The 24737-nt window shown below is 65.0% G+C and carries 26 protein-coding genes and 1 riboswitch; of the genes, 17 read left to right on the plus strand and 9 right to left on the minus strand.

Translation table 11 applies throughout. From position 1 onward, the window contains the following. Positions 1 to 29: 29 nt before the first annotated feature. The 4 genes from C563_RS0116170 to C563_RS0116185 are packed head-to-tail and all read right to left on the minus strand — an operon-like array spanning position 30 to position 4142. On the minus strand, positions 30 to 1223 hold the full coding sequence (locus tag C563_RS0116170; protein ID WP_018763113.1) for an acetyl-CoA acetyltransferase: 1194 nt from the start codon (positions 1221 to 1223) through the stop codon (positions 30 to 32). Next, positions 1220 to 1891: a CoA transferase subunit B gene (locus C563_RS0116175; RefSeq protein WP_018763114.1), complete on the minus strand. Its 672-nt coding sequence runs from the start codon at positions 1889 to 1891 to the stop codon at positions 1220 to 1222. Before C563_RS0116175 ends, C563_RS0116170 begins: the two co-directional genes overlap by 4 nt. Positions 1892 to 1935: 44 nt before the next feature. Continuing rightward, the gene (locus C563_RS0116180) at positions 1936 to 3375 is read right to left on the minus strand and encodes a short-chain fatty acid transporter (protein ID WP_018763115.1); all 1440 of its coding nucleotides are present in this window, start codon (positions 3373 to 3375) and stop codon (positions 1936 to 1938) included. A 35-nt stretch (positions 3376 to 3410) separates the two neighbouring features. Beyond that, complete coding sequence (locus tag C563_RS0116185) at positions 3411 to 4142, minus strand: CoA transferase subunit A (protein ID WP_018763116.1); 732 nt, start codon at positions 4140 to 4142, stop codon at positions 3411 to 3413. A 169-nt stretch (positions 4143 to 4311) separates the two neighbouring features. Here C563_RS0116185 and C563_RS0116190 point away from each other — a divergent pair, with 169 nt between their 5' ends. Continuing rightward, on the plus strand, positions 4312 to 5097 hold the full coding sequence (locus C563_RS0116190) for an IclR family transcriptional regulator (protein ID WP_043424350.1): 786 nt from the start codon (positions 4312 to 4314) through the stop codon (positions 5095 to 5097). Here the strand turns inward: C563_RS0116190 and nadE are convergent. Next, complete coding sequence (gene nadE / locus C563_RS0116195; RefSeq protein ID WP_018763118.1) at positions 5094 to 5948, minus strand: ammonia-dependent NAD(+) synthetase; 855 nt, start codon at positions 5946 to 5948, stop codon at positions 5094 to 5096. The two genes, C563_RS0116190 and nadE, sit on opposite strands and share 4 nt — an antisense overlap. Before the next feature lie 75 nt (positions 5949 to 6023). Here nadE and C563_RS0116200 point away from each other — a divergent pair, with 75 nt between their 5' ends. Continuing rightward, positions 6024 to 7301 (plus strand): FAD-dependent oxidoreductase, encoded by a 1278-nt coding sequence (locus C563_RS0116200; protein WP_026264969.1) that lies wholly within the window; start codon positions 6024 to 6026, stop codon positions 7299 to 7301. Between the two features lie 10 nt (positions 7302 to 7311). After that, positions 7312 to 7896: an orotate phosphoribosyltransferase gene (pyrE, locus tag C563_RS0116205; protein ID WP_018763120.1), complete on the plus strand. Its 585-nt coding sequence runs from the start codon at positions 7312 to 7314 to the stop codon at positions 7894 to 7896. Here pyrE and C563_RS21485 read toward each other — a convergent pair. Continuing rightward, positions 7893 to 8606 (minus strand): flavin reductase family protein, encoded by a 714-nt coding sequence (locus C563_RS21485; protein ID WP_196803362.1) that lies wholly within the window; start codon positions 8604 to 8606, stop codon positions 7893 to 7895. The two genes, pyrE and C563_RS21485, sit on opposite strands and share 4 nt — an antisense overlap. Here C563_RS21485 and C563_RS0116215 point away from each other — a divergent pair. The 4 genes from C563_RS0116215 to C563_RS0116230 all read left to right on the plus strand — a co-directional run bounded on the left by C563_RS0116215 (position 8605) and on the right by C563_RS0116230 (position 11942). Continuing rightward, positions 8605 to 9315, plus strand: a complete 711-nt coding sequence (locus C563_RS0116215; RefSeq protein ID WP_026264971.1) for an ArsR/SmtB family transcription factor — start codon at positions 8605 to 8607, stop codon at positions 9313 to 9315. The genes C563_RS21485 and C563_RS0116215 overlap by 2 nt on opposite strands. A gap of 62 nt (positions 9316 to 9377) precedes the next feature. Beyond that, positions 9378 to 10124 (plus strand): GAF and ANTAR domain-containing protein, encoded by a 747-nt coding sequence (locus tag C563_RS0116220; RefSeq protein WP_018763123.1) that lies wholly within the window; start codon positions 9378 to 9380, stop codon positions 10122 to 10124. 83 nt (positions 10125 to 10207) lie between these two features. Then, positions 10208 to 10831 (plus strand): hypothetical protein, encoded by a 624-nt coding sequence (locus tag C563_RS0116225; protein ID WP_018763124.1) that lies wholly within the window; start codon positions 10208 to 10210, stop codon positions 10829 to 10831. Positions 10832 to 10901: 70 nt separating this feature from the next. Beyond that, complete coding sequence (locus tag C563_RS0116230) at positions 10902 to 11942, plus strand: alpha/beta fold hydrolase (protein ID WP_018763125.1); 1041 nt, start codon at positions 10902 to 10904, stop codon at positions 11940 to 11942. Here the strand turns inward: C563_RS0116230 and C563_RS0116235 are convergent. Beyond that, the gene (locus C563_RS0116235; protein WP_018763126.1) at positions 11939 to 12781 is read right to left on the minus strand and encodes an HAD-IIA family hydrolase; all 843 of its coding nucleotides are present in this window, start codon (positions 12779 to 12781) and stop codon (positions 11939 to 11941) included. The genes C563_RS0116230 and C563_RS0116235 overlap by 4 nt on opposite strands. Before the next feature lie 58 nt (positions 12782 to 12839). Between C563_RS0116235 and C563_RS0116240 the strand changes: the two genes are divergently transcribed. The 3 genes from C563_RS0116240 (at position 12840) to C563_RS0116250 (ending at position 15058) form a co-directional block, all read left to right on the plus strand. After that, positions 12840 to 13496, plus strand: a complete 657-nt coding sequence (locus tag C563_RS0116240) for a TrmH family RNA methyltransferase (protein WP_018763127.1) — start codon at positions 12840 to 12842, stop codon at positions 13494 to 13496. Positions 13497 to 13618: 122 nt separating this feature from the next. Continuing rightward, positions 13619 to 14638: a class II fructose-bisphosphate aldolase gene (gene fbaA / locus C563_RS0116245; protein ID WP_018763128.1), complete on the plus strand. Its 1020-nt coding sequence runs from the start codon at positions 13619 to 13621 to the stop codon at positions 14636 to 14638. After that, entirely contained in the window at positions 14639 to 15058 is a 420-nt protein-coding gene (locus C563_RS0116250; protein WP_018763129.1) for a DUF3151 domain-containing protein, read from the plus strand. 82 nt (positions 15059 to 15140) lie between these two features. Here the strand turns inward: C563_RS0116250 and C563_RS0116255 are convergent, their stop codons facing one another. Next, positions 15141 to 15773, minus strand: coding sequence for a uracil-DNA glycosylase (locus tag C563_RS0116255; RefSeq protein ID WP_018763130.1), 633 nt, complete (start codon positions 15771 to 15773; stop codon positions 15141 to 15143). Positions 15774 to 15984: 211 nt separating this feature from the next. Continuing rightward, complete coding sequence (locus C563_RS0116260) at positions 15985 to 17193, minus strand: cobalamin-independent methionine synthase II family protein (RefSeq protein ID WP_018763131.1); 1209 nt, start codon at positions 17191 to 17193, stop codon at positions 15985 to 15987. A 12-nt stretch (positions 17194 to 17205) separates the two neighbouring features. Then, a riboswitch (SAM riboswitch) is annotated at positions 17206 to 17310 on the minus strand. Between the two features lie 255 nt (positions 17311 to 17565). Here C563_RS0116260 and C563_RS0116265 point away from each other — a divergent pair. From C563_RS0116265 to C563_RS0116295, 7 genes are all read left to right on the plus strand, one after another. Beyond that, positions 17566 to 18273 (plus strand): SipW-dependent-type signal peptide-containing protein, encoded by a 708-nt coding sequence (locus C563_RS0116265; protein ID WP_026264975.1) that lies wholly within the window; start codon positions 17566 to 17568, stop codon positions 18271 to 18273. Positions 18274 to 18281: 8 nt separating this feature from the next. Then, a complete protein-coding gene (locus C563_RS0116270) occupies positions 18282 to 18902 on the plus strand; it encodes a hypothetical protein (protein WP_018763133.1) in 621 nt (206 codons plus the stop codon). 13 nt (positions 18903 to 18915) lie between these two features. Continuing rightward, positions 18916 to 19632, plus strand: coding sequence for a hypothetical protein (locus C563_RS0116275; protein WP_018763134.1), 717 nt, complete (start codon positions 18916 to 18918; stop codon positions 19630 to 19632). Continuing rightward, positions 19629 to 21296 (plus strand): choice-of-anchor G family protein, encoded by a 1668-nt coding sequence (locus C563_RS0116280; protein ID WP_018763135.1) that lies wholly within the window; start codon positions 19629 to 19631, stop codon positions 21294 to 21296. Before C563_RS0116275 ends, C563_RS0116280 begins: the two co-directional genes overlap by 4 nt. 171 nt (positions 21297 to 21467) lie before the next feature. Then, entirely contained in the window at positions 21468 to 22553 is a 1086-nt protein-coding gene (locus C563_RS0116285; protein ID WP_018763136.1) for a M14 family zinc carboxypeptidase, read from the plus strand. A gap of 229 nt (positions 22554 to 22782) precedes the next feature. Continuing rightward, positions 22783 to 24072, plus strand: a complete 1290-nt coding sequence (locus C563_RS0116290) for an adenylosuccinate synthase (RefSeq protein ID WP_018763137.1) — start codon at positions 22783 to 22785, stop codon at positions 24070 to 24072. 258 nt (positions 24073 to 24330) lie between these two features. Beyond that, positions 24331 to 24696, plus strand: a complete 366-nt coding sequence (locus C563_RS0116295; RefSeq protein ID WP_018763138.1) for a DUF1508 domain-containing protein — start codon at positions 24331 to 24333, stop codon at positions 24694 to 24696. Positions 24697 to 24737 lie beyond the last annotated feature (41 nt).

Here is a 24737-nt window from a genome sequence, read left to right on the forward strand (position 1 = left end):
GCAGGACGGGGCTGCCCCCGTGCGCTATGTCAGGCAGCCTCAAGGATGCTGACGTAGTTGGCGATGCCGACGCCGCCCATGTTCTGCACCGCAGCCCTGCGCGGGGCCGCCAGCTGCATATCGCCGGCGGTCCCGGTGAGCTGCATCGCAGCAAGCACATGCTGCGAGACTCCCGTGGCGCCCACCGGATGGCCCTTGGCCTTGAGTCCGCCGGAGACGTTGACCGGCAGCTTGCCGTCCTTGTACACCCAGCCTTCCTCAAGAGCCCGGGCGCCTTCGCCGGGGGCGGTCAGGCCCATGGCTTCGTACATGAGCAGTTCCGCGATGGTGAAGCAGTCATGGACTTCGGCCAGGTCCAGGTCTTCGAGCCCGACGCCGGCCATCGCCAGGGCGCGCTGCCAGGAGGCCCGGGTGGCCTCGAACGCCGTGGGGTCGCGGCGGTCGGTGGGGAAGAAGTCGTTGGCTTGGCCGAAGCCGGCAAGCCGTACCGGAGCCGTGGCACCGCCGGTGGGGGAGACGGACAGCACGACGGCGGCTGCACCGTCCGAGACGGGGGAGCAGTCGGTGCGGCGCAGCGGGTCGGCCACCATCGGGTTCTTGTCCGAGACGGTCCGGCAGAACTCCTCGCCAAGGTCCTTGCGGAGCTGGGCGTAGGGGTTGTCCACGCCGTTGCGGTGGTTCTTCGCTGCGATGCTGCCCAGTATGTCTCCCAGGCTGCCGGCGGCGTCGTAGCGCTTGGCGTAGTGTTTTGCCACTTCGGCGAAGAGCCCGGTGAAACCTGTGGTGGACTGTCTCCCGGCCATGTCGTAGTCCGCCCCGAGAAGCGCGGCGCCCACCACGTCTGCCCCGGCGTGGGTCATCTTTTCCGCGCCAATCACCAGGACCGTTTTTGCGGTACCGGCCAGCAGCGACTTGGTGCCCTGCTGGAAGGCGGCCGAGCCGGAAGCGCACGCGTTCTCCACACGGGTGGCCGGGACGTTGGCCAGGTCCGGGGAAACCTGCAGGGCCAGTGACGAGGGGAAGGCCAGCGGCATCATGCCGGCGTTGAACTGGCCCACGTAGACCTCGTCTATCTGCGACGGTTCAACGCCCGCGGTGCTGATGGCGTCCGTGGCCACCTGGACAATCAGCGATTCGAGGGTCTCGTCCGCCAGCTTGCCAAACCTGCTGTGCCCCCAGCCGGTGATCAGGACATCCTTGCCAAACTGGTCTTTCAGGCTCACGCTGCCACTTCCTCGTTCTCAAGCCGGACATCGAAGCCGGCGTCGGTCTTTTCCCGGATCTCCTCTTCGGTGACGCCTGGCGCCAGCCGGGTCAGCGTGAGCTGCCGTCCGCCGTCGCCCGTTTTGTAAAGGTCAAACACGGCGAGGTCGCTGATGATCCGGTCCACGCAGCTGAGCCCCGTCAGCGGGAGGGTGCATTGGCTGACGATCTTGGCGCTGCCGTCCTTGGCGTTGTGTTCGGTCAGGACCACCACGCGCGGTGTTCCGGCCACCAGGTCCATGGCGCCGCCCATGCCTTTGACCATCTTGCCCGGGATGGTCCAGTTGGCCAGGTCACCATCGCCGGAGACCTGCATGGCGCCCAGGATCGCCACCTTGACATGGCCCCCGCGGATCATGCCGAACGAAGTGGCGGAATCGAAGATGCTGCCGCCGGGCAACACCGTGACGGTCTGCTTGCCGGCGTTGATCAGGTCCGCGTCCTCTTCGCCCTCGAACGGGAACGGCCCCATGCCCAGCAGCCCGTTCTCGCTCTGCAGCACCACCCGCACGCCCTCGGGCAGGTTGTTGGCCACCAGTGTGGGGATGCCGATCCCCAGGTTGACGTAGTCGCCGTCATTCAGTTCCCCGGCCGCAATCGCAGCCATCTCATCCCTGGTCCAGGCCATGGCGAAACTCCTTTTTCCTTCTCGCAGTATTCGGGTGTCTGTAGTCAGTTGGGTATTACCGGCGGCACGAATTCGAATGTCATTCCCAGCAGCCAGGCCAACAGCAGCACAACCGGCAGGTGGAACAGGAACTGCTGGAACGTGAAGCCCACCAGGTCCCGGGCGCGCAGGCCCAAGACGGCCAGCAGCGGCAGCATGAAGAACGGGTTGATGAGGTTGGGCAGGGCCTCGGCCATGTTGTAGATCTGCACGGTCCAGCCAAGGTTCATGTTTACGTCCGTCGCGGATTGCATGACGTAGGGTGCCTCGACCAGCCACTTGCCTCCGCCGGAAGGGACGAACATCCCCAGGAAGGCCGTGTAAAGGGCGATGATGACCGCGAACGCCCCGTTGCCGCCGATGCTGGTGAAGAAATGGGCCAGATGCTCGGACACCGAGAGGCCGCCCGCGCCCGTCGCCTTGGTGAGGATGGCCGCCATCGCCGCATAGAGCGGGAACTGGACCAAAATGCCTGCGGTTGCGGGCACGGCCTTGGTCACGGACTGGAGGAATTTGCGCGGGGTTCCGTGCAGCACAAGCCCCAGCATCAGGAAGACCAGCAGGTAGCCGTTCAGTGAACTGACCACGCTCAGGATGGGCAGGGTCAGGAGCTGGGACACCAGCCAGCCGAGGGTGAGCACCCCCGCCAGGATGGGCAGGACCCTGCTGTATTCGAGCCACTCGCCGGGGCGCGACTTTTCGGCCGGCGGTTCGGGCTGGTCATCAAGGTCGACGCCGAGGTCGGCCGCGGTTTTGACGGCGCCGCCCGTGGGGGCGGAGAAGTGGGCAATGACGGTGGTCAGCACCATCAGGATGACCAGGGTCAGCAGGGACTGCCAGGTGAAGATGGTGGTGCCGAAGTCCAGGACGCCGGTGATCTTCAGGAGCGCCGGCGGAATGGAAGCCTTGGTTGCCTGGAGCTGGGCCGCGGAGGAGGACATCCCCAGCGCCCAGACTGCGCCCAGCCCCATGAACGCCGCCGCGCCGAGGGCCCGGTAGTCGACGTGAAGGTCCCCCCGGCGGGCCACGGCACGCGCCAGGAGGCCGCCGAAGATCAGGCTCAAACCCCAGTTCACGAACGACACCGACATGGAGATCACGGCAACAAAGCTGACGGCGGTCCGCGCGGAGCCGGGAACCTGGGCCAGGCGTTCAATCAGCCGGGCCACAGGGGGCGAGGTTGCCACGACGTAACCGGTCAGGACAACCATTGACATCTGGAGGGTGAAAGCGGTCAGGTCCCAGAATCCGTTGCCGAAGGAATCCACCACGGCTTTGGGCGAAGCGCCTGCCGCCAACGCTGCGACGGCGACGAGCAGCACCCCGGCCAAGGCGAAGATGTACGCGTCAGGGAACCATTTCTGTGTCCATCCGGCCAGCCTCTCCGCCATCCGGGCCAGGCCTTTCTGGCGGATATCGAGGTCATCGGGTTGCGTGGTAGTCATAAGGTGGTGCTCTCCTTTGAGTTCCCGGCCACGGCTCAGACGGCCAGCGCTTCGGCGCCGGCAGCCACAGTGCGCTGGCGTACCGTCCGCTGCTCGATGTCCTTTACCCGGGCCGTGGCCTGGACCAACCGCTGGACAAAGACCCCGGGGGTGACGATGTGGTTCGGGTCCAGTTCGCCGGGGGAGACGATGACCTCCGCTTCGGCGATGGTGAGGACCGCTGCGGTGGCCACCACCGGGTTGAAGTTCCGGGCAGTGAAACGGTAGGTGAGGTTGCCGTCCGTGTCCGCGGTGTGCGCGTGGACCAGTGCGACGTCGGCCTTGATGGCGCGCTCCTGGACGAAAGTCTCGCCGTCGAACACCTCGTGCGGCTTGCCCTCGGCCACCAGGGTGCCCACGCCTGTTTTGGTGTAGAACGCCGGAATGCCGGCGCCGGCGGCGCGGAGGCGTTCCGCCAGTGTTCCCTGCGGGGTGAACTCAACCTCGAGTTTCCCTGCGAGGTACTGCTCCGCGAAGAGCTTGTTCTCGCCAACGTAGGAGGCGATGACCTTGCGGACCTGGCCGGCTTCGATCAGGATGCCCAGGCCCTTGCCGTCCACGCCCATGTTGTTCGAGACGACGGTGAGGTCCTTGACGCCGGAGTCGCGCACGGCTTCGATCAGGTCAGCGGGGATGCCGCTGAGGCCAAAGCCGCCCACGGCGAGGGTCATCCCGTCCCGCAGCGCGCCCGCCAGGGCTGCGATGGCAGAAGGCTGGAGTTTTTTCATGACGTCTCCTCGTTGAGAGCAGTAAACGTCCACTTAGTGGACGCAGGATCTGCTTCCGGAGACTACGGGCGGCTCATTGAACCTGTCAAGGACACAATGCCAAGGAATTACAGTGTGGACGATATGCTCAAACGTATCCATATTGTGGACATTAGGAGGGTTTGTGACCATGACGCCGGTGCAGGGCGCCCAGGTGGTGACGCGGATTGCCGGGCTGCTGCGGCTGGTAGGTCGAAGCGCGGAGGGCATGCCGCTGGCCGGGCTGGTGCGCGAATCAGGACTCACCCGCCCCACGGTCCACCGACTCCTTTCGTCCCTTGCCGCTGAAGGCTTGCTGGACCACGATCCCACCACCGGCAACTGGGTGCTCGGCCCGGAGGTGCTGCTCATGGGGTCCGTGGCCGCGGCACGCTTTCCGATGGAGGACATTGCCCGCCCCAGCCTTCGACGACTTGCCGAGGCCACGGGGGAGAGCGCCTTCTTTTCGATCCGGCGCGGCGCTGAGACGGTCTGCCTGCTGCGCGAGGAAGGAAGTTTCCCCGTGCGTTCCTTCGTCCTGCACGAGGGCGTGCGGTTCCCGCTGGGTGTTGCGTCGGCCGGCACGGCCATCCTGGCCTTCCTGCCGGAAAGCGAGCAGGAGGAACTGCTGGACCGGTGGACTGACCACGCGGGGGCATTCGCGGCAAACCACACCGCCGCCTTGGTCCGGAAAAACCTTGCCCGCACACGGCTGGCCGGATACTCGGTAAACCCCGGGCTGGTCCTGGAGGGAAGCTGGGGGATGGGTGCGGCGGTGTTCGACCGATCCGGCAAGCCGGCCTGGGCTTTGTCGTTGACCGGCATCGAGCCGCGCTTCAAACCCGAACGGCAGGAGGAACTTGGTGGCCTGCTGATGGCGGAGGCGCACCGGATTACGCAGCAGCTGGGCGGCGCGGACAGGCGGCGTACCCGCTAGAGTCCGGCGCGGGGCTCCTCCGGGCCCTGGTCCTTCCACCAGGTGTCAAAGATGGTCACCGGAACCGTGCGCTTGTGCCGGGTGCGGAGGAACTTCTGTTCGATCGATTCGGCCACTGTTTCCGGAACGTCGCGGCCTTCGAGGTAGTCGTCGATCTGGTCGTAGCTGATGCCGAGTTCGTCTTCGTCAGTACGGCCAGGACGGTCATCGAGGAGGTCGGCGGTGGGCACCTTCTCCCAGATGCGGGCCGGCGCTCCCAGTTCGGCCAACAGGGCCCTGTTCTGCCGCTTGTTGAGGCCGAACAGGGGCAGGATGTCCGCGCCGCCGTCGCCGTACTTGGTGAAGAAGCCGGTCACGGATTCGGCGCCGTGGTCTGTGCCGATCACCAGGTAGTTGAATTCCCCAGCCAGTGCGTACTGGGCGATCATGCGGGTGCGGGCCTTCGTGTTGCCCTTGTGGAAATCGGAAATCTCCGAGCCCACCGTTTTTTCGAACTCGTCCTCGAAACCGTCAACCGCTGCGGAGATGTTGAAGGTCCACTCGGTCTTGGCCTTGATGAAGTCCAGGGCTGCCTGCGCGTCATCCTCATCATGCTGCACGCCGTACGGCAGCCGTACAGCCACGAAGTTCGCTTCCACGCCCTCGGCCTGGAGTTCCTCCACCGCCAGCTGCGCAAGGCGCCCGGCCAAGGAGGAATCCAGCCCGCCGGAAATGCCCAGGACGAAGCCCTTGGTATGCGTTGCCTTCAGGTATTCCTTCAGGAATGTGACGCGCTTGCGCACCTCCCCTGCGGGGTCGATCCGGGGCAGAACGCCCATTTCTTCAATGATCTTGGCCTGGAGTTCGCGCATGTGGTCCAGCCTAGCCAGCGCTGTCAACAACCCTCAACTGTTCCGGACGCGCGGCGCCCGGCGTAGCGTAACTGCATGGAACGGACGGGGTGTGCAGTGGTGGGCGGCGGCCCGGCGGGAATGATGCTCGGACTGTTGCTGGCCAGGGCCGGGGTGGACGTGGTTGTCCTGGAAAAACACGGCGATTTCCTGCGGGATTTCCGCGGCGACACGGTGCATGCTTCCACGATCCGGCTGATGGACGAGCTGGGCCTTGGCCCCGGATTCCGTGCCCTGCCGCAGAGCCGCCTGCAAAATGTGGCATTCCCGGTGCCGGGCGCCGGCCTGGTTACCCTGGCTGACTTCGACTCCTTGAAACCCCCGTACAACTATGTGGCCATGATGCCGCAGTGGGACTTCCTGGATTTCCTTGCATCCGCCGCCAAGGCTGAACCGACATTCACCCTCCTGATGGAATGCGAAGCCACGGGATTGGAGTTCGACGACGGCGGACGCGTCACCGCGGTGCGCTACCGGTCCGCCGGCGATACCGCGGCCGGCGGGGAGCAGGTGCTTCACGCCGACGTGGTGGTGGCGGCTGATGGCCGGCAGTCGGTGCTGCGCCGGGCCGCGGGGTTGTCCCCTAAGGAGTATCCGGTGCCGTTTGATGTGTGGTGGTTCAAACTTCCGCGCCGGACGCCAGGAAGGACTGGGGCGGCCGGGGTGGTCCCGGCCATAGGTGACCGGGAAGCGATGATTGCACTGAACCGCACTGACTATTACCAGATGGGCTACCTCGCCCCGAAGGGTGCGGACGCCAGGATCCGGGCCGAAGGTGTGGAGCGGTTCCGCCGGCGTGTGGCCGCACTCCGACCCGACCTGGCGGACAGTGTCGGTTCGATCAGCAGCGTGGAAGACCTGCACTGGCTCGATGTCAGGCTGAACCGCCTGCGCCGGTGGTATGCCGGCGGTTTCCTCTGCATCGGGGATGCCGCGCATGCCATGTCACCCGCCGGGGGCGTAGGAATCAACCTGGCCATCCAGGACGCGGTGGCAGCGGCGAAGCGGCTGGCGCCGGACCTGCGCCGCGGACAGGTGCGCACCGCCACCCTTGCTGCGGTCCAGCGCCGCCGCTGGATGCCCACCGTGGTGGTGCAAACCGTGCAGCGGATCATGCACCGGGCCGTGTTCGTTCCGTTGTTCGCCGGGAAATTTCCTTCAGCCGATGCAGCCGGAAACACGTCCAGGCTCCGCCAGGCGCTGCTGTTCGCTATCAGGCACAACCCGGTCTTGAGGCGGATCCTGCCCCGGGTCATCGCTTTCGGTCCGCTTCCGGAGCACGCGCCAGGCTTTGCCCGCCCGCTCACCCACTAAACTGGAGCCCATGACTTCGCCCACTCACGCTGCGCCTGACGCTGCCGCTGCCCGCGCCCGACTGCTCGAACTGATCAAGGAACTCGCCGTTGTCCGCGGCAAGGTGATCCTTTCCAGCGGGGCCGAGGCCGACTACTACATCGACCTGCGCAGGATCACCCTGCACCACGAAGCCTCCAAGCTGGTGGGCCAGGTGATGTTGGCCCTGGCTGACGACGCCGGGATCGACTTTGAGTGCGCAGGCGGGCTCACCATGGGCGCAGACCCGGTCGGTACCGCGGTGATGCACGCCGCGGTTGACGCAGGCCGGTCCGTTGACGCTTTCGTGGTCCGCAAAGCCCAGAAGTCTTACGGCATGGGCCGCCAGGTGGAGGGTCCGTCCGTCGAAGGTCGGAAGGTGCTGGTCCTGGAGGATACGTCCACCACCGGAGGATCGGCGCTGACGGCAGTGGAAGGCGTGCGGAAGGCTGGCGGGAACGTAGTGGCCGTTGCCGTCATCGTTGACCGCGACACCGGCGCCAAGGAGAAGATCGAGGCCGAAACGGGTGTTCCCTACCTGTTCGCGTTTGGCAAGGACGAGCTTGGCCTTGCCTAGTACCCGGTAAGGGCGGCGGCAGGGCGCTGCCCTGGGCGTCCGGCCGGCTCCGGCAGCCGCTGCTCCGCCCTGGTGTTGGATCCAAAGTGGTGGCCCTGCCCGAAATAGTGGCGGAACGTATAGAACAGCGGTTGCCATGCGCCGACGTCCACATGTCGTGCGTCGAGGGCAAGGTCCTCCCTGACGTGGACTTTGCGCACCCGGACGTGCACGGCCTCCATATCCGTGTCCAGGGCCAGACTGTTTTCCAGCGTTGCCTCAATGTGGACGGGGCATTCGGCGATCCGGAGCGGCGAAACTTCCATGCTCGGAAGGCTGGTCCAGCCGGTAAGGGCCCATTTGTCGGGTACGTACCGGTACAGCCGCTTCTTCTGGGGCGGTAACGGGTCCATTCCAGTAGTCATGGCAATCTGCTCTATTTGCCCGGCCAGGCGCGCCTCGGGAAGGTTGAGTACAACTTCGCGGCTCCGCATTAAATTCGCGTGGCCCTGGTTGGCGGTGCCGAGCCCCATGACGTAGTGGTCCCCCAGGGACCATGCAGAGGATATGGGTGTGATGTTCGTGCTGCCATCGGGGTTCGCGGTGGTCAAAAGGACAACGAGGGAGCCAAAGTAGTGGGCGCCCGGGGTGATGGCGGTGAACATGCCCCAATAGTCGCCCCTCAACAGTTTGGTGCCGGTCAAACCATCTCCGTGGAAGTATTGGAGCATGGCACCACTCTGGGCAGATGACTTGGCTTTGACGGCACGGGCCATGGCTGAGGAGTCGAGGGCCAGGATGCTGATCTCCCTCATGGACGCGCGGGCATGGACCGCGGCGGAACTGGCGGAGAGCGCTGGCATCACCCGCGGGACCGCCACGGTTCACCTTAACAAACTCACTGACGCGGGGTTGGTCGAGGACGTCCGCCAGGGGCGGCACAGGTATGTGAGGCTGAAGAACCGGAACGTGGCCGACGCGGTGGAGGCGCTGGTCCGGCTGAGCCCGCATGCAGAACCCGTGGTGCCCCGGTCCTTCCGGGCTCAGAAACATAACCATGAACTGCAACAGGGCCGGACCTGTTACCGCCACCTGGCCGGGGCCCTCGGAGTTGCAGTGACCCGGACTTGGCTGGACAAAGGGCTCCTCTCATCCGACTGGACGGTTACTGGCAACGGCCGGGCCTGGGCCCGGGACGTTGGGATGCCGTTACCGGAGAACCCCACCCGTGCGCTGGCACGGCCATGCCTGGACTGGACCGAACGGGTAGACCACGCGGCCGGACTTTTTGCCGAACTGTTCGCAGCAGGCGCGCTGGACCGGGGCTGGTTGATCCGTGGCTCGCACCCGCGGTCCGTCCGACTGACCGCCTTCGGCTCCGAAGAATTGCGTCGGTTCGGACTGGGGTCCGCACTTGGTCAGGGCCAGCGGGTGACCTAATATTTGCCTTATCACCCTTCAGTTGCTTGGAGACCCTACACTTGCCCACCCAAGAACAACCTTTGAGCGCTACCGACAAGGTCCAGAACCTGATTCTGGACAGCGCTGACTTTGAGGACTTCCTCAACGAGCTTGCGCGGTTTTCCGCGCACCAGATGGCAGGCGACGGCGACGACGCCCTGTGCGGAATCACACTGCTCCGTGACCGGAAGGCAGCCACGATCGGCTGGAGCAGTGACTCGGCCCGGGAAGTGGATGAAATCCAGTACTCCCTGTCCCAAGGGCCGTGCCTTACCGCGGCAAAGGACGAACGTGAGGTCTATGTTCCGGACCTTTTCGAGGAGGACAGGTGGGGGCCGGACTACGCCAACGCTGTTGCGTCCCACGGGCTGCGTTCGGTGCTTTCCCTGCCCTTCAACCTGCAGGGCGAGGCCAAGGCTGCCTTGAACCTCTATTCCGACGTCCCGCACAAGTTCGATGGCGGGGCGGCTGCCCGTGCGCGGGACTTCACCAGGGAGATTTCGCAGGCACTGCGCCTCGCGGTCAGGTTCTCACTGCATGCGGACAGCGCCTCAAATCTCCGCGCGACCCTGGAATCGCGGACCATCATCGACATCGCCATTGGCATTGTCATGGCGCAAAACCGCTGCAGCCAGGCGGCCGCCGTCGAAATCCTCACGGAGGCGTCCAGCAACAGCAACACCAAGCTGCGCGACATCGCCAGGTCGCTGGTGGATTCCGTCGGCGGGGCAGGCGCGCACACCCACTACCAGGAGCCGGGAAGCGTCAGGCCGGGCCAGAGCGCCTGAGGGACGGCTTGTGCGGGGCTCCCGGTGGAGGTTACGCTTGCGGAGGTTGAGCCGTCGGCCATAGAACCTCTTTTGGAGTACCTATGGACCGCGCGCTTGACGCACTAGTTGACCTCGATGTCTCAGCTGACATCGTCCGGATTGAAGTCCGGGGAACCCTTCGCCACGACACCCGTGCGGAACTCGTCCACATCATTCGACGCGTCCGGCGGATGGGCCTGCGTTGCCGCATTTGTGTTGATCTTTCGCAGGCTGCCCTCATCGAATCATCGGCGCTCGCCGGGTTGCGCGCCGACCTGAACGCCATGGACACCAACTCCCTGCCGGGCCTTCCCTCCGCCGGGGTGACCCTCCAGCTTGTCACCGCCAGTTACGACCGCAATGCCGACGGCCCGTCGACCACCCAACCGCTCCTCATGGACGACGATGTCACGGAGTTGTTCACCGGCGGCGGTGATTTTGCCGAGGGACTCCCTCAGTTGCCGGTGATTTTCTTCGAAGTACTCTACGGCCGCCCGCTGACGGAGTACTCGGACGAAGAACTGCTCCACGCCAGCGATTCCGTCTTCGCCCTGCTGGATAACCCGCAGGCGTTCGACGGCGCGGACCTGCTGGGCCGCTACAACGACATCGGCCTGGAAATCGCCCGCCGGCAGCAAAAACCCCAGGCTCCGTTCCCCGCCACGGAGGGCCAGGCGGCCAGCTGACCGCCGCGTCGCGGAATGGTTACATACCGGTCCTTGCGGCGTTTACTTCAGGTGTGCTTACGGTAGGGGTGTGCCGTATGAGGGGGAGACAGGTCCGCAACACCGGCGCGGGGTCCCCCAGGCCCGGCTGCTGGCGGAGGCGGCTGCCCTTAAGCGCTTTTCCCGCCGGACGTTCCTCGCCGGTGCCGGGGCCTCCGGGTTGCTCGCTGCGGACATGCTGCTGACCCGTGAAGTGCAATCGCAGCGCCAAACCACAAAGATCCTGCCTGTTGCGGATGATTTCGCCGATGCCTACTACCCGGACGCCTGCTGGTTCCTCTTCCCCGGGTACAAAACCAGCTGGGAAGAGGCCCAGTGGATCCTCAACACCCTCCGCGGCTCGCTGAACAAGCGCGCCCGGCTCGCCGCCGTCGGGTATTCCAACCTGGGCCTGGATGTCACTGACGTGGTCCGCGCGATCTCCGAGTACGTCGCGGTGGAGAAAATCACCAAACTGTTCTTCTACGGGCACAGCTTCGGCGGCATGCTGGCCACCCAGGTGGCCGCCCGGCTCCTTGCCGTGGCAGGCATCCAGGTGCAGTTCATCCTGCTGGACTCGAGCCCCTACAGTGCGCATGACGTCCTGGACCAGAGCTGGTTCGACGGCGTGGTGTTCCTGTACGAGCGCGGTTTCAGGTTCCCGTCCACCCTCCGCGGCGGCTACGAACTGGGGGAGCGGATCATCCACAAGGACGAACGGAGCTGGCGCCAGATCCTGGACCAGACGCTCGAACAGCTTTCGCCGATAGCCCCCTCCAGTGTGCTCATCCAGACCGAGTCAGCGTACATCTACCACTTCGAGGGCGGCCAGTTCGCGGGCCAGCTTGGAACGGCCAAGATGGCCTATGTCGGCAACCCGAAGGACCAGACCGTCGACTACGAAACGGCCTCGGAGACCTGGGCCGTGGCTTTCAAGGACAACATGGTCTCCAGTGGCCTGCAAACCATCGGGGCCGCGCCGGCCCACGCCAGCCCCGGCTGGAACCCGCAAATCTACCGGCCCCTCCTGACGGAGCTGCTGGATGAATACTTCCCCTTGCCCCGGGGCGGCTCCCGGGTGAGTATCTTCTAGATCTGGTTCTTCAGGTCCGCCACGGAGTTCAGCACCTGGTTGGGCCGGAACGGGTAGGCCGCAATATCGTCCTTGTGCGTGATGCCGCTGAGCACCAGCACCGTGTGCAGGCCCGCCTCCATGCCGGCGATGATGTCCGTGTCCATCCGGTCACCGATCATGGCGGTGGTTTCGGAGTGCGCGTCGATCTGGTTCATGGCAGAACGGAACATCATGGGGTTCGGCTTGCCCACAATGTACGGCTCGCGGCCGGTGGCCTTGGTGATCAGGGCGGCAATGGCGCCGGTAGCGGGCATGGGGCCGTCCTTGGACGGGCCGGTGGCATCCGGGTTGGTGGCGATGAACCGCGCCCCGCCCAGGATCAGCCGGATGGCCATGGTGATGGCCTCGAAGGAGTACGTCCGCGTCTCGCCGAGCACTACGAAGTCCGGATCCTGGTCGGTGAGGATGAAGCCCGCCTCGTGCAGCGCCGTCGTCAGACCCGCCTCGCCGATGGTGTAGGCGCGATTTCCGGATTCCGAGCCGCGCACCTGGTCCTTCAGGAACTGGGCCGTGGCCAGCGCCGAGGTCCAGATATTTTCCTCCGGGATCTCCAAACCGGAGGAGCGCAGGCGGGCAGCGAGGTCGCGCGGGGTGAAGATCGAATTGTTGGTCAGCACCAGGAACCGCTTGGATGTATCCACCCAGCGCTGGATCAACTCGGCAGCGCCCGGAATAGGCTGGTTCTCGTGGACCAGGACGCCGTCCATGTCCGTCAGCCAGCATTCAATTTCCTGGCCGCTGCGGTAAACCGCGGGGTTTCCTGCTGCCTGGACTTCTTCTGCCACGTCTACCTCCACCGGTGATGAATGCTCCAGTGGTCCAGTCTAGTGTTGAAGGGTGAATCAAACGCCCGGGATGACCGACGAACCCAACCACGAGCCCGGGGACGCCGAACCCGCCAAGGCCGAGGTCGGCGTCGGGCCCTGGGAAGGCGAATGGCCGGAAGGCGACCACTGGGACCCTGACCTCCTGGCGGACGGGGACCGGCGCAACGTGCTGGACAAGTACCGCTACTGGAAACACGAGGCGATTGTTGCGGAGCTGGACTCGCGGCGGCACAACTTCCACGTGGCCATCGAAAACTGGCAGCACGACCTCAATATCGGCACGGTGGTGCGCACCGCCAACGCCTTCCTCGCCAAAGAGGTCCACATCATCGGCCGACGGCGGTGGAACCGGCGCGGTGCCATGGTCACCGACCGCTACCAGCACGTACGCCACCACCCCACCGTGGCGGATTTCGTCCAGTGGGCGAACGGGGAGGGGCTCGCCATCATCGGGATCGACATCTTCCCGGACTCCGTCCCGCTGGAGACCTACGAGCTGCCCCGGGACTGCGTGCTGGTGTTCGGACAGGAAGGCCCGGGCCTGACGCCGGAGGTCCACGAGGCAGCCGTCGCCACCCTGTCCATCGAGCAGTTTGGCTCCACCCGGTCCATTAACGCCGCCTCCGCAGCCGCCATCGCCATGCACGCCTGGGTCCGCAGGCACGTCTTCGGCCAGCAGGTCTGAGTATTACCAACCCGTGACCCGAAACACCCGGCCTGCCCGGGAATGGCTAGGATGGTGCCTAGCCGTAAGCGGTCTACTTGAGGGTCATCCACCCACAGACGAAACTCAGCAGAGGAGCCAGCATGCCCATTGCAACCCCAGAGATCTACGCCGAGATGATCGACCGCGCGAAGGCGGGCGGATTCGCCTTCCCCGCCGTCAACGTCACGTCCTCGCAGACGCTGAACGCGGCACTGCGAGGCTTCGCGGAGGCGGAGTCCGACGGCATCGTGCAGGTCTCCACCGGCGGCGCCGCCTACTGGTCCGGCGCGTCCACCAAGGACATGGTTGCCGGCTCCCTGGGTTTCGCAGCCTTCGCCCGCGAAGTTGCCAAGAACTACAACGTCAACATCGCCCTGCACACGGACCACTGCCCCAAGGACAAGCTGGACGGCTTTGTCCTGCCGCTGTTTGAGGCTTCCGAGGCCGAGGTCAAGGCCGGCCGCAACCCGCTCTTCAACTCCCACATGTGGGACGGCTCCGCCGAAACCCTGCAGGAAAACCTGCGCATTGCCCGCGACCTGCTCCAGCGCACGGCTGCCGCCAAGATGATCCTCGAGGTGGAGATCGGCACGGTCGGCGGCGAGGAAGACGGCGTCGAAAACGCCATCAATGACAAGCTTTACACCACGGTCGAGGACGCCCTGGCCACCATCGACGCCCTGGGCGCCGGCGAAAACGGCCGCTACATCACCGCACTGACCTTCGGCAACGTCCACGGCGTGTACAAGCCCGGCGGCGTCAAGCTGCGCCCGGAGATCCTCAAGGACATCCAGGCCCAGGTGGGCGCGAAGATCGGCAAGGACAACCCGTTCGACCTCGTGTTCCACGGCGGCTCCGGATCCTCGGACCAGGAAATCGCCGACGCCGTCTCCTACGGCGTGATCAAGATGAACATCGACACCGACACCCAGTACGCCTACACCCGCCCGGTGGCCGACCACATGTTCAAGAACTACGACGGCGTCCTGAAGGTCGATGGCGAAGTGGGCAACAAGAAGACCTACGACCCCCGCGTCTGGGGCGCTTCCGCCGAAGCCGGCCTGGCGGCCCGCGTGGTGGAAGCCACCAAGCAGCTCGGTTCGGCCGGAAAGACGTTCTAGATGTCGGATGAGTTCCGCAAGAACCTGATGGGACCTGAGCCCACGCTCCTGCCTGCCGAGACCGAGGTCAATGCGCAGCTGGAAGCCGGGCACGAGGCCCTGGACCTGGTGGAAAAGCACCCCACGTCCTCACTGTTGTGGGCGATCCTGGCTGAGGAAGCGTGGACCGAGGGCCGGACCATCGACTCCTACGCGTACGCCCGAGTGGGCTACCACCGCGGACTGGACGCGCTGCGCCGCAACGGTTGGCGCGGCGTCGGGCCCATCCCGTGGGAGCACGAGCCGAACCGCGGGTTCCTCCGTGCGCTTTACTCGCTGGGCAGGGCTTCGTCGGCTATTGGGGAAGCGGACGAGCCGGAGCGGATCGAGAAGTTCCTGAACGACTCCGATCCCGCGGCGAAGGCAGCCATCGAGGGCTAGATACGACTAATTACGACGACGGCAGGTCACCTTCCCAGCGAAGGTGACCTGCCGTCGTCGGTGGTTGAGCCGCGTCGAAACCCTAGGCCTGGTGGGCGATGCCGGTGCGTGCCATGGCATCGGCGTACGCCGTGTGCATGTCCGCGAGGAACTCCTCCTGGCGGGCCGGTGAACCGGCGAAGGCGCGGCCACTCAGGGAGCGGACCTTGTAGGTCTTGAGGCCGCGGCGCCACAGCAGCGGGACTTCGGTCTTCAGCAGCAGGTTGGCCAGGCGGTTTGCCTCCGTGCCGTGCGCCACGATCACGGAGGCGCGGGGGACCAGGGCGAGGAACTTCAGCAGCGGCTTCAAACCTGCCTGCACCTGGTCCGGGGTGAATTTTCCGTTGGCCTCCCCCGGGACGTGCCACGGGTGGACGTTCCAGGGCATCACGAATTCCGGGCGCAGGCCCAGCTTCCACTGGATGCCCAGCATGCGGGTCGCGGCGTCCTGGTCACCGGCAGTGATGAAACCGGACTGGTCCATCTCGCCAATATTGGAGTACAGGCTGATGATGCGGCATTCCTCAACATCGTGCATGGGGTCCACGTAGGGCACCACGGTTCCGGGCTTCGCTTCCTGCAGGGAATCGCACAGCTCGTTGACAGCGGCAACGCTGGGCTCGTAACGGCGGCTCATGAGCTGTTCGTGGAATGTTTCGGGGGCCAGTGCGGTCATGAAGGGCTGGTTCTCCTGCGGGGATTGATGTTGCGTCCACCGCCGAAAATGGGCGCACGGTGGCGCAGCTCATCAACGGTGGTTAGTTGGGGTGGGCCGATTCCGGGTCGGCCTTTGCCAGTTTACCAAGCCCGGAGAAACGAAACGCCGGTCCAGCGCACCTCATTCATGGCGCAGTGGACCGGCGGTCATTCCCGGAAGGGGCGGATAACTACCAGAGGCGCCCGGTGGCGCGGCGGGCGCCCTCGCCAAGAGCCTCCAGCTTGGCGAATGCGATCTGCGGATGCACCCGGCCGCCCAGGCCGCAGTCGGTGGACGCGATGACGTTCTCGCGTCCCACCAGCTTGGCGAAGCGGACAATCCGGTCCGCCACCAGGTCCGGGTGCTCCACCACATTGGTGGCGTGGGAGACGACGCCGGGGATGATCACTTTGCCCTCAGGAAGGGCGGTGTCCTCCCAGACACGCCATTCGTGCTCGTGGCGGACATTGGCCGCCTCGAAGGAGTACGCGCCGGCGTTGACCTGCAGCACTGAGCCGATGATGTCGGCGAATGGGATGTCCGTAGTGTGCGGACCATGCCAGGAGCCCCAGCAAACGTGCAGCCGGACCTGTTCCTGCGGAAGGTCCCGCAAGGCCCAGTTGGTGGCCTCGACGCGCAGCTGAATGAACTTCAGGTAGTCCTCCAGGGACGGCTCCGGGTTGATCTGGTCCCAGCTCTCGGCCAGGGACGGATCGTCGAGCTGGACCGTCAGGCCGGCGTCGATGATGGCTTTGTATTCCTCGCGCATCGCATCGGCGCAGGCGTAGACCAGCTCCTCATCGTTCTTGTAGTACTCATTGGCGACGCGGGCGCAGGAACCGGGGGAGAGGGACGCCACGAATCCTTCGCTGAGGCCTGCCGCGGCGAGCCCGGTCTTCAGGTTCTTGATGTCCGAGGCCACCAGGTCATGGCCGGTATATGTCAGGGGCCCGGCGATCTTGGGTTGGGACACGCTCTTCCGGTGCGCCAGGATCCCGGAGGAGGGATCGTTGTACGCCTCATTGAACGCCTGCCGGTCCCGCCGGTCGGGGAAGGACGTCAGGACAACGTTTCCGGGGGACGACCGCCGGACTTCGGCTTCAGCCCACCGGTCCACGGTGGTCGGCTCCAGGCCGCCGAGCCGGGCGAAGGAGTAGTTCCACCAGGCCCCGTAGTCCACGGAGTTGGACATCGTATGCCCGTACTCGCCGTCGTTGGGGATATCGATGCCCAGGTCCTTCTGGCGCTGGACCACGCCCACAACGGAGTCTTCCAGGAGCTCCAGGAACGCCGGGGTGATCCCGTCGGATTCCTTTGCGGTGTTGGCTGCGATGAGTTCATCGGTGCGAGGCAGGGACCCGGCGTGGGTGGCGCGAATATGGTCGGTGTTGAGGGGCATGCTGGAATCTTCCTTCCATCGGTCCTGGCAGTAGCACCTTCGGCCGGCAGCTTTCCTGCCGGACCGTGGTTGCTGCGGCGTCATTGAGCCAGGTCTCTCAGCCGCTCCGGATGGTCCACTCTTACCTAAAGCGACAGCGTGGCGGCGGGGCAAATCGGTTTCATATTGTGGCGCGGCAGCGTCAGTCGGAGCTCGTCCGCACGATTCCGCCGAGAGAAAGCGGTACTTGATAACATTTAATACACCGACTTGACTTTAATTAGTAAGTGATGGTGATCTAGAAACATCGGTTTTTGGGGGAAATACCGATAATCCCCCATACCCGTGTCCCGGTCTTACCGTTCGGGGTTTAATTCTAATTTGGGGGAAATCATGGTTGGATCAGCCACCGCTAAGCCGCGCTCGCAAAAGGCTAATAAAGTCCGCGCTATTCTTGCCGGCGGCCTTGTCTTGGGGATCGGCGCGGCCTTCACTCTCGCGGCGTGGACGGACAACGAGTGGGTCTTCGGCCAGAGCGACAACGGCGGTGGCCCGGGGACCAAGGTGTACCAGATGCAGCAAAACACGTGGACAGGCACCGGTGGAACAGCAGCATGGAGTGACCAGCCGGACCGGAACGGCGGGGCGTTGACCTTCAGCGTCAATGCGGACAACCTGGTGCCGGGCAGCACCGTTTACGCACCGATGCAGCTGCGGGCGGTGGCCGGATCCGAAGCCCTGGTAGCCAGCTTGACCGAGGCGGAGCAGTCCCTTCCCATAGACGGGGTCACCAACACGTCCCAGCTCTATTCGGCACTGAGATACGAAGCCAAGCAGGGTGTGCCGAGTTCGTCATGCAACGCTGCAGGATTCGGTCCCGTGCAGAACGCAAATATTATTCCTGCGGGCTCAACCCTCAACACCATCTCTGTCCCCGGAGCCGCGACCAATATCAGCCTGCCCAGGGGTGACAACGCCACCCCTGGCACCGCGGTGGATATCTGCTTCGCCCTGACCCTTCCCACGGATGCCCCGTCATCCCTGCAGGGGCAGAAGACCGTCCCGCTCTGGAAGTTCTCAAGCACAGTGGGCCTGCCATAACCCCTCCGATGAGGCAGACAGCGTCCCGGCGCAAGCCCGGGTTCCGGTTGCCGGGATTGGCGTCCGATCCCCGGGCCCGGCCGGCTGCCCTCCGTGTGGCCAGGGGATTCCGCGAAGCTTTGCTCACCGTCGTTGCCCTGTTGGGGCTGGCGTGCATCCTTGTCCTGGTCCTGGGCTTCTTCTTCAAGGCGTCCTTCGTCGTCTTCCGTACGGGATCGATGGAGCCGCTCTATCCAGTCGGTGCGCTGTCCCTGACCGTGCAGGTCACCGCCAAGGATCTCGTCCCGGGCGACGTCGTGTCGGTCCGCCGGGAGGCGGCGACCGCCCTGGTGACCCACCGCGTGGTGGCAGTTTACCCGCCCAGTGTGGAGGGGGCCACAGCGTCGCTAAGGCTCCGCGGCGACGCCAACACTTCGGATGATCCGTTGCCCTACGAGGTGGCCACGGCGCAGAAGGTGCTCTTCACGGTTCCCGGGTTGGGAACCTGGATCATGGCCTCCCGGGGGCCGGAGTTCCTGGGCGCGGCAACCCTGGCGGTGGCAGCACTGGTCACGTGGGCCTACTGGCCGCGGCGCCGGGCCGCGGTCCAGGCAGAGATCTGCGCCACCGGGGCGAAACCACAACAGTAAGGTCGTAGATGACATGGCGGGACCCAGCACCAGGGACGTCGTACGGGCCGCGGGGGTTGTCGCGGTTTTGCTGGTGGGCGCTGCGCCTGGCGCAGCCGTGGCGGACGAGCAGCTGATTCCGGTACCGGAGACGGGGGCGGCCGGCTTCCTGTCGCTCTCCTCGTCGGTCTATCCACTGACACTGCCGGTGCTGTCAGCGGGGGAATCGTTCAGTTGGCAAATAGGCATTTCGCTGGACCAGCCCAGCGGCGAGTCCACCCTGCAGGTCACCGCCGACGGTGAGATCGCCGGTACGGACACCTACGTTGTGTCCGTGGACGAATGCGATGTCCCGTGGCAGGGAAGCAGCGGCTTGGGCGGGGACCTGCGTTGCCCCATCGGCTCCACGCCGCGGATAGCGCCGGTAACGCTCGTTGAACATCGCCAGGATGTGCTGGTTCCCTTGCGTGATCTGCGCATCGGATCCTCGCCCTACCTTCGATTTGTCTTGTCCCGGCCCGCGGATTCGCAGGACCCGCCGGACACCGCGCTGACGCTGGGTATTGGGGTCACCGCTGCCGGGAACGACCACGCCGTGGTCCCGTCCGGCCAGCGGCCGCCCGCACCGTTGGCCAATACCGGGGCAGCGGTAGTGCAGGGGCTGTTGGCTGGCGGCGGCCTGTTGCTCCTCGGCGCAGCGGTGGTGGCTGCAGCCCGCCGGAACATGACCCGGAGGGGGGAGGCATCGTGAAGACCGCGCGCGAGAACCTGCTGCGACGCGGGGCAAGGAACCCACGGACATCCGTTGCCATAGCGGCAGCGGCCGCAGTCTCCCTGGTGGCGACCACCACCGTCACCACGGCGGCATGGGTGGACAACGAATGGGCCGGCGGTTCTGTCGGCGTTGGTTCCCCGGGGGACTGTTCCACCAACACCCTTTTCAGCGGCCAGGCGTCCGCAACCCAGCTTTCCGGCAGGGTACTAGGAACGGACCTCAATTCCATCGCGGGAGTTGAAGGCCTCACCGTCACCAACGCCGGCGGCGCAGCGTCGCCGCAGCCGCTGTCGGCTACTCCGGTGACGGGGATTCCGGACGCCTTTATCAGCAAGCTGCCTGTCACGGCCCTGGGGACCAACCCTGTGACCGTGGGCCTGGGCCTCGGCGTTCCGGTAGGAGGCCTGGGCACGTACACGCAGTGGGCGCAGGTGCAGGACAGTGGACAAACCCGCGCCGCCGCCGGACTGGTCACCGACCAGTCCGGGGCTGTCGACGTGGGCGGAACGGCCACTGGAGCTGCCACCTCACCCCAGTCGGCCACCGTCAGGCTGGACAACCTTGTTCCCGCGTCACTGGCCGGGGTGACACTGGACATAGGTGCTGTGGCGTCGTCCGCGTCCGTCCAGAGATGCGACCTGATCAACGGCTGGCCGACGCTGGCGGCAAACCCTGCCGTCACGCGGGAGTACGGCGTCGCCAGCCTGAACCTGGGCACGAATGTGCCTGCAGCCGGATCAATCATTAGCACCACGAACGCCGCGCTCGGCAGCATCCCCGCACCGCAGGCCCTGCAGCAAAACCTCATCAGTGCACTGGGTCAAGCCGTTCAGAACGCGCTGGCGCCTCTGGGCCTGGTTAAGACCACCACATCAGCCGACGTGGGAGCCGTGAATCTCGATGAAGTCCGGAAGGTGCTTACCCAACCCCAGGCACGAGGTGCTGTCACTCTCAACCTTGGCGCGGGCCGCCTCAACGTGGATCTGGCCAAGCTTCCGGGAAAGGATCCGCTCGCTAACGGGCGGGACGCTAACACGCCGGTGTTCCTGACGGAGGCGGACATAACGCAATTGCAGGCGGACGCGCGGGCTCTGCTGGCACAGATCACCACGCACCTGCGGACGGCTGTTGATGCCGTGATCGCGTCTGCGACTGTCACGGCGAGCGTTGAGGTCCCGCTCACTGGCGTTTCGTTGGGCAGCACCAGGATTGAGATCGCCGGAAGCGTGGGGCAATTCAGGGCAGGGACCGTTCAACCAACCGTCATTCCCTTGGGGCTAAACCTAAGCTCACCGTTGACGTCACTGCTGGTGAACGGGGTTGTGTCTGCCGTCACCAACTCCGTTGCGGTGCCACTGGACACGGTGGTGTCCAACCTGGAGGCAACGCTGGCCCCAATCGTCGCAGGCGCGCTTACCGATGCCGGAACTGTCGTGACGGCGTTCGGCTCCCTTGTTTCCATCCACGTCAACGTCCAGCCTGACAAGCCGTGGCAGGGCGTAAAACCAGGCGACGTCTCAGCGCGAGCCGGTGAATATAAAGTTTCTGCCGTCCGCGTTGGCCTGATTAATCAGCCCGGACTATTGACCCTTTACCTGGGTACTTCTGCCGCCGGAGCGGTTAGTTATCGATCGTCATAATTTTCTACTCCAGCACGAGGAACTTTTTCGACTTTCCAACCGTTATTGGCGTTGGTGTGCGGTACGTTCCAGCATTAAATGCAAGCTGTCAAATTAATTGACAGAATTTCACATTATTGCTTGTATTTTGTCACAGCCCGCGATGGGGGACATGGCGGCTGGAACCACTCAATGCACTCGAAAGAGGTACCGCACGTGAAAAAATCCCTGGCTGCTTTCAAGGCCCTTACGGCAGCAGGCGCCCTGTCGCTCGCTGTCGTCGCCGCACCCGCGCCGGCCCTGGCAGTTGGCGAAGGCCCCAACTACGGCGGCAACGGCCAGATCACCACAAGCAAGCTGGCTACGTACAGTCAGATGGTCTCCTTCCTTAAGGACCAGGACGCCAAGCAACCGGCCATGGAGCTGGAAGTGATCGGCCAGACGGTCAAGGGCCGCGATATCCACCTGGTCAAATACATCTCTGACCCGGCCAAACCCACCATCCTCTACCTGACCCAGCAGCATGGCAACGAACAGCTCACCACCGAGGGCGCCATGGAGTTCATCAAGCACTTGGGCACCGGCAAGTCGTCCGGCATCCTGGACGGCGTCAATATCCTGATCGTGCCCATGCTCAATGCCGATGGCGCCATGGGGGACGTGAATTTTTCCTTGGACGACTACCTCGCCAAAGGCGACCGCCACCTGACGCGTTACAACGCGGAGGGCGTGGACCTGAACCGGGACCACGTGGCCAAGGTCCAGCCGGAGACCCAGGCCCTGCACAGCAACGTGATGCGCAAGTACCGCGTCGATTACATGATCGACCTGCACCACCAGGGCACCCGCGCTGAACGCGACGGCAAGCTGGTGTCCGGGTCAATCCTGTACCCCACCACCCCGAACGCCGATCCCGCCGTCGTCGAGAAATCCAAGCGGCTCGGCGCCGTGGTCTTCAACAACGTGGACTCCACCGGCTGGGGCCACCTGGGCAAGTACCAGGGCGGCAGTGCGGAGACCATCAGCCGCAACGGCATCTCCGTGGAATACGGAATTGCCACCCTGCTTTTCGAGATGCGCGGCATGTCCGACCATTACCTGGACGGCTACGCGCTGGGGCAGCGGAGCAACGGCTACCTGATCAAGCAGACGGTCACCACCCTGACCTCCACCGCCGCGGCGATCGCGGACGGTTCCATTGCCGACGCCGACACCTCCTTCTGGGACACTCTCGCCGAACAGACGTCCCGGCCGGCCGGGGAAGCCGAGGACGAGTAAGGGACCAGGCCCGCCGCAGTCCCTTGCGGGGCCGCGGCGGGCCCATCGAGTGGACAAAGTGCCTGATCCGCTAAACTTGGGTGGTAAGAGCCCCGGAACTCTTGCATCGCTGAGCCGCCCCGCGGTCCGGCGACGGCCGGTCTGTTCGGGGCATTCTCATGAACGGCGCTGCGCAGGTCCGCTCCCCGCGGCCGGACCCGGGCAGCCCGAACGAATGGGGGAGGATCCCATGCCAGCAATTGTGATCGTAGGAGCCCAGTGGGGCGACGAAGGAAAAGGCAAGGCCACCGACCTTCTGGGCGGCCGTGTTGACTACGTCGTCAAGCCCAACGGCGGGAACAACGCCGGGCACACCGTCGTCGTAGGCGGTGAAAAGTACGAACTCAAACTGCTGCCCGCAGGCATTCTCAGCCCCAACGCGGTGCCCATCATCGGCAATGGCTGCGTGGTGAACCTCGAAGCCCTTTTCCAGGAGATCGACGGACTCCAGGCCCGCGGCGCCGATACCTCGCGGCTCCGCGTGTCCGCCAACGCCCACCTGGTGGCCCCCTACCACCAGGTGCTGGACAAGGTGACCGAACGTTTCCTCGGCAGCCGCGCCATCGGAACCACCGGCCGCGGCATTGGCCCCGCCTACATGGACAAGGTGGCCAGGCTGGGCATCCGTGTCCAGGACGTCTTCGACGAATCCATCCTCCGCCAGAAGGTGGAAGGCTCGCTGCGCCAGAAGAACGAGCTCCTGGTCAAGGTCTACAACCGCCGCAGCGTTGTGGTGGACGAGATCGTTGATTACTTCCTGTCCTTTGCCGACCGCCTCCGCCCGCTGGTCATCGACAGCACCCTGGTCCTTAACACCGCCCTGGACGAGGGCAAGGTGGTCCTGATGGAGGGCGGCCAGGCCACGTTCCTGGACGTGGACCACGGCACCTACCCATTCGTGACCTCCTCCAACCCCACCGCCGGCGGCGCGTCCGTGGGCTCGGGCATCGGCCCTACCCGGATCTCCCGCTCGATCGGCATCATCAAGGCCTACACCACCCGCGTTGGGGCCGGACCGTTCCCCACCGAGCTCTTCGACGAGATGGGGATGTACCTGCAGAAGACCGGCGGTGAGTTCGGCGTCAATACCGGCCGCCCGCGCCGCTGCGGCTGGTACGACGCCGTCCTGGCCCGCCACGCCTCCCGCGTGAACGGCTTCACGGACTACTTCGTCACCAAGCTGGACGTGCTCACCGGCATCGAGCAGATCCCTGTGTGCGTGGCCTACGACGTGGACGGCGTCCGCCACGATGAGATGCCCATGACGCAGACCGAGTTCCACCACGCCAAGCCCATCTTCGAATACTTCGAGGGCTGGACCGAGGACATCACCGGCGCCCGCACCCTCGCGGACCTCCCGGAAAACGCCAGGAACTACGTGCTGGCGCTGGAGAAGCTGTCCGGCACCCGGTTCTCCGCTATTGGCGTTGGCCCGGACCGGGACCAGACCATCGTGGTGAACGACCTCATCAACGACTGACACGTCCCTCCGGAATACGGTAGACGACGGCGGCGGGCCACCCATTGTGGGTGGGCCGCCGCCGGCGTTTGGGGGCGTGGGCAGTAATTTACACAGGCTTAACGCAGCTGGTCTTGTACCCCTGCAGCCGCGGCGGCCAGACTCGTTAACACCATTTGAACTGATCAGCGGACGGTCCCACTATGCGTTTGGCGGTGCAGGGATGCACCCAGCGAAGAGCCGTCGCCGGTCGAAAACACCAGACCGGAAGGACATGCCGTGGCAGGAAACATTGAAGTCTTTCTTGATCCGGAGCTGCTCTACAGGTTCCGGCTGCTGGGGCCCGATGGGTCGGTCATGGCCGTCTCGCAAGGATTCGAGGACAAGGCGGCGGTAGCTGCCGGTATCGCGGCCGTTCGTGAATGTGCGGGGACGGGCCTGGTCACCGATCTCAGCCCCGCCGGGGCAGTCTCCCGTCCCGCCGCTGTACCCGCTGCCGCCGGCGTCGCAGCTCCTGGCGACCTGCCCGTCGTCGTACCGGCGTGTGATGACCGGCGGCTGCCGGTGAGGCTGCACGCCTATGCATTGGCGAAAACAACGCGCAGGCAGGCCGCGCCGCGTTGGGCCAGCGCAGCTACCCGTTGAGGACGGGATGAATAAAATCAAAAAAACTTTCACAAGGGCGT

It is taken from the genome of Arthrobacter sp. 135MFCol5.1, from assembly GCF_000374865.1.
Taxonomy (GTDB): Bacteria; Actinomycetota; Actinomycetes; order Actinomycetales; family Micrococcaceae; genus Arthrobacter.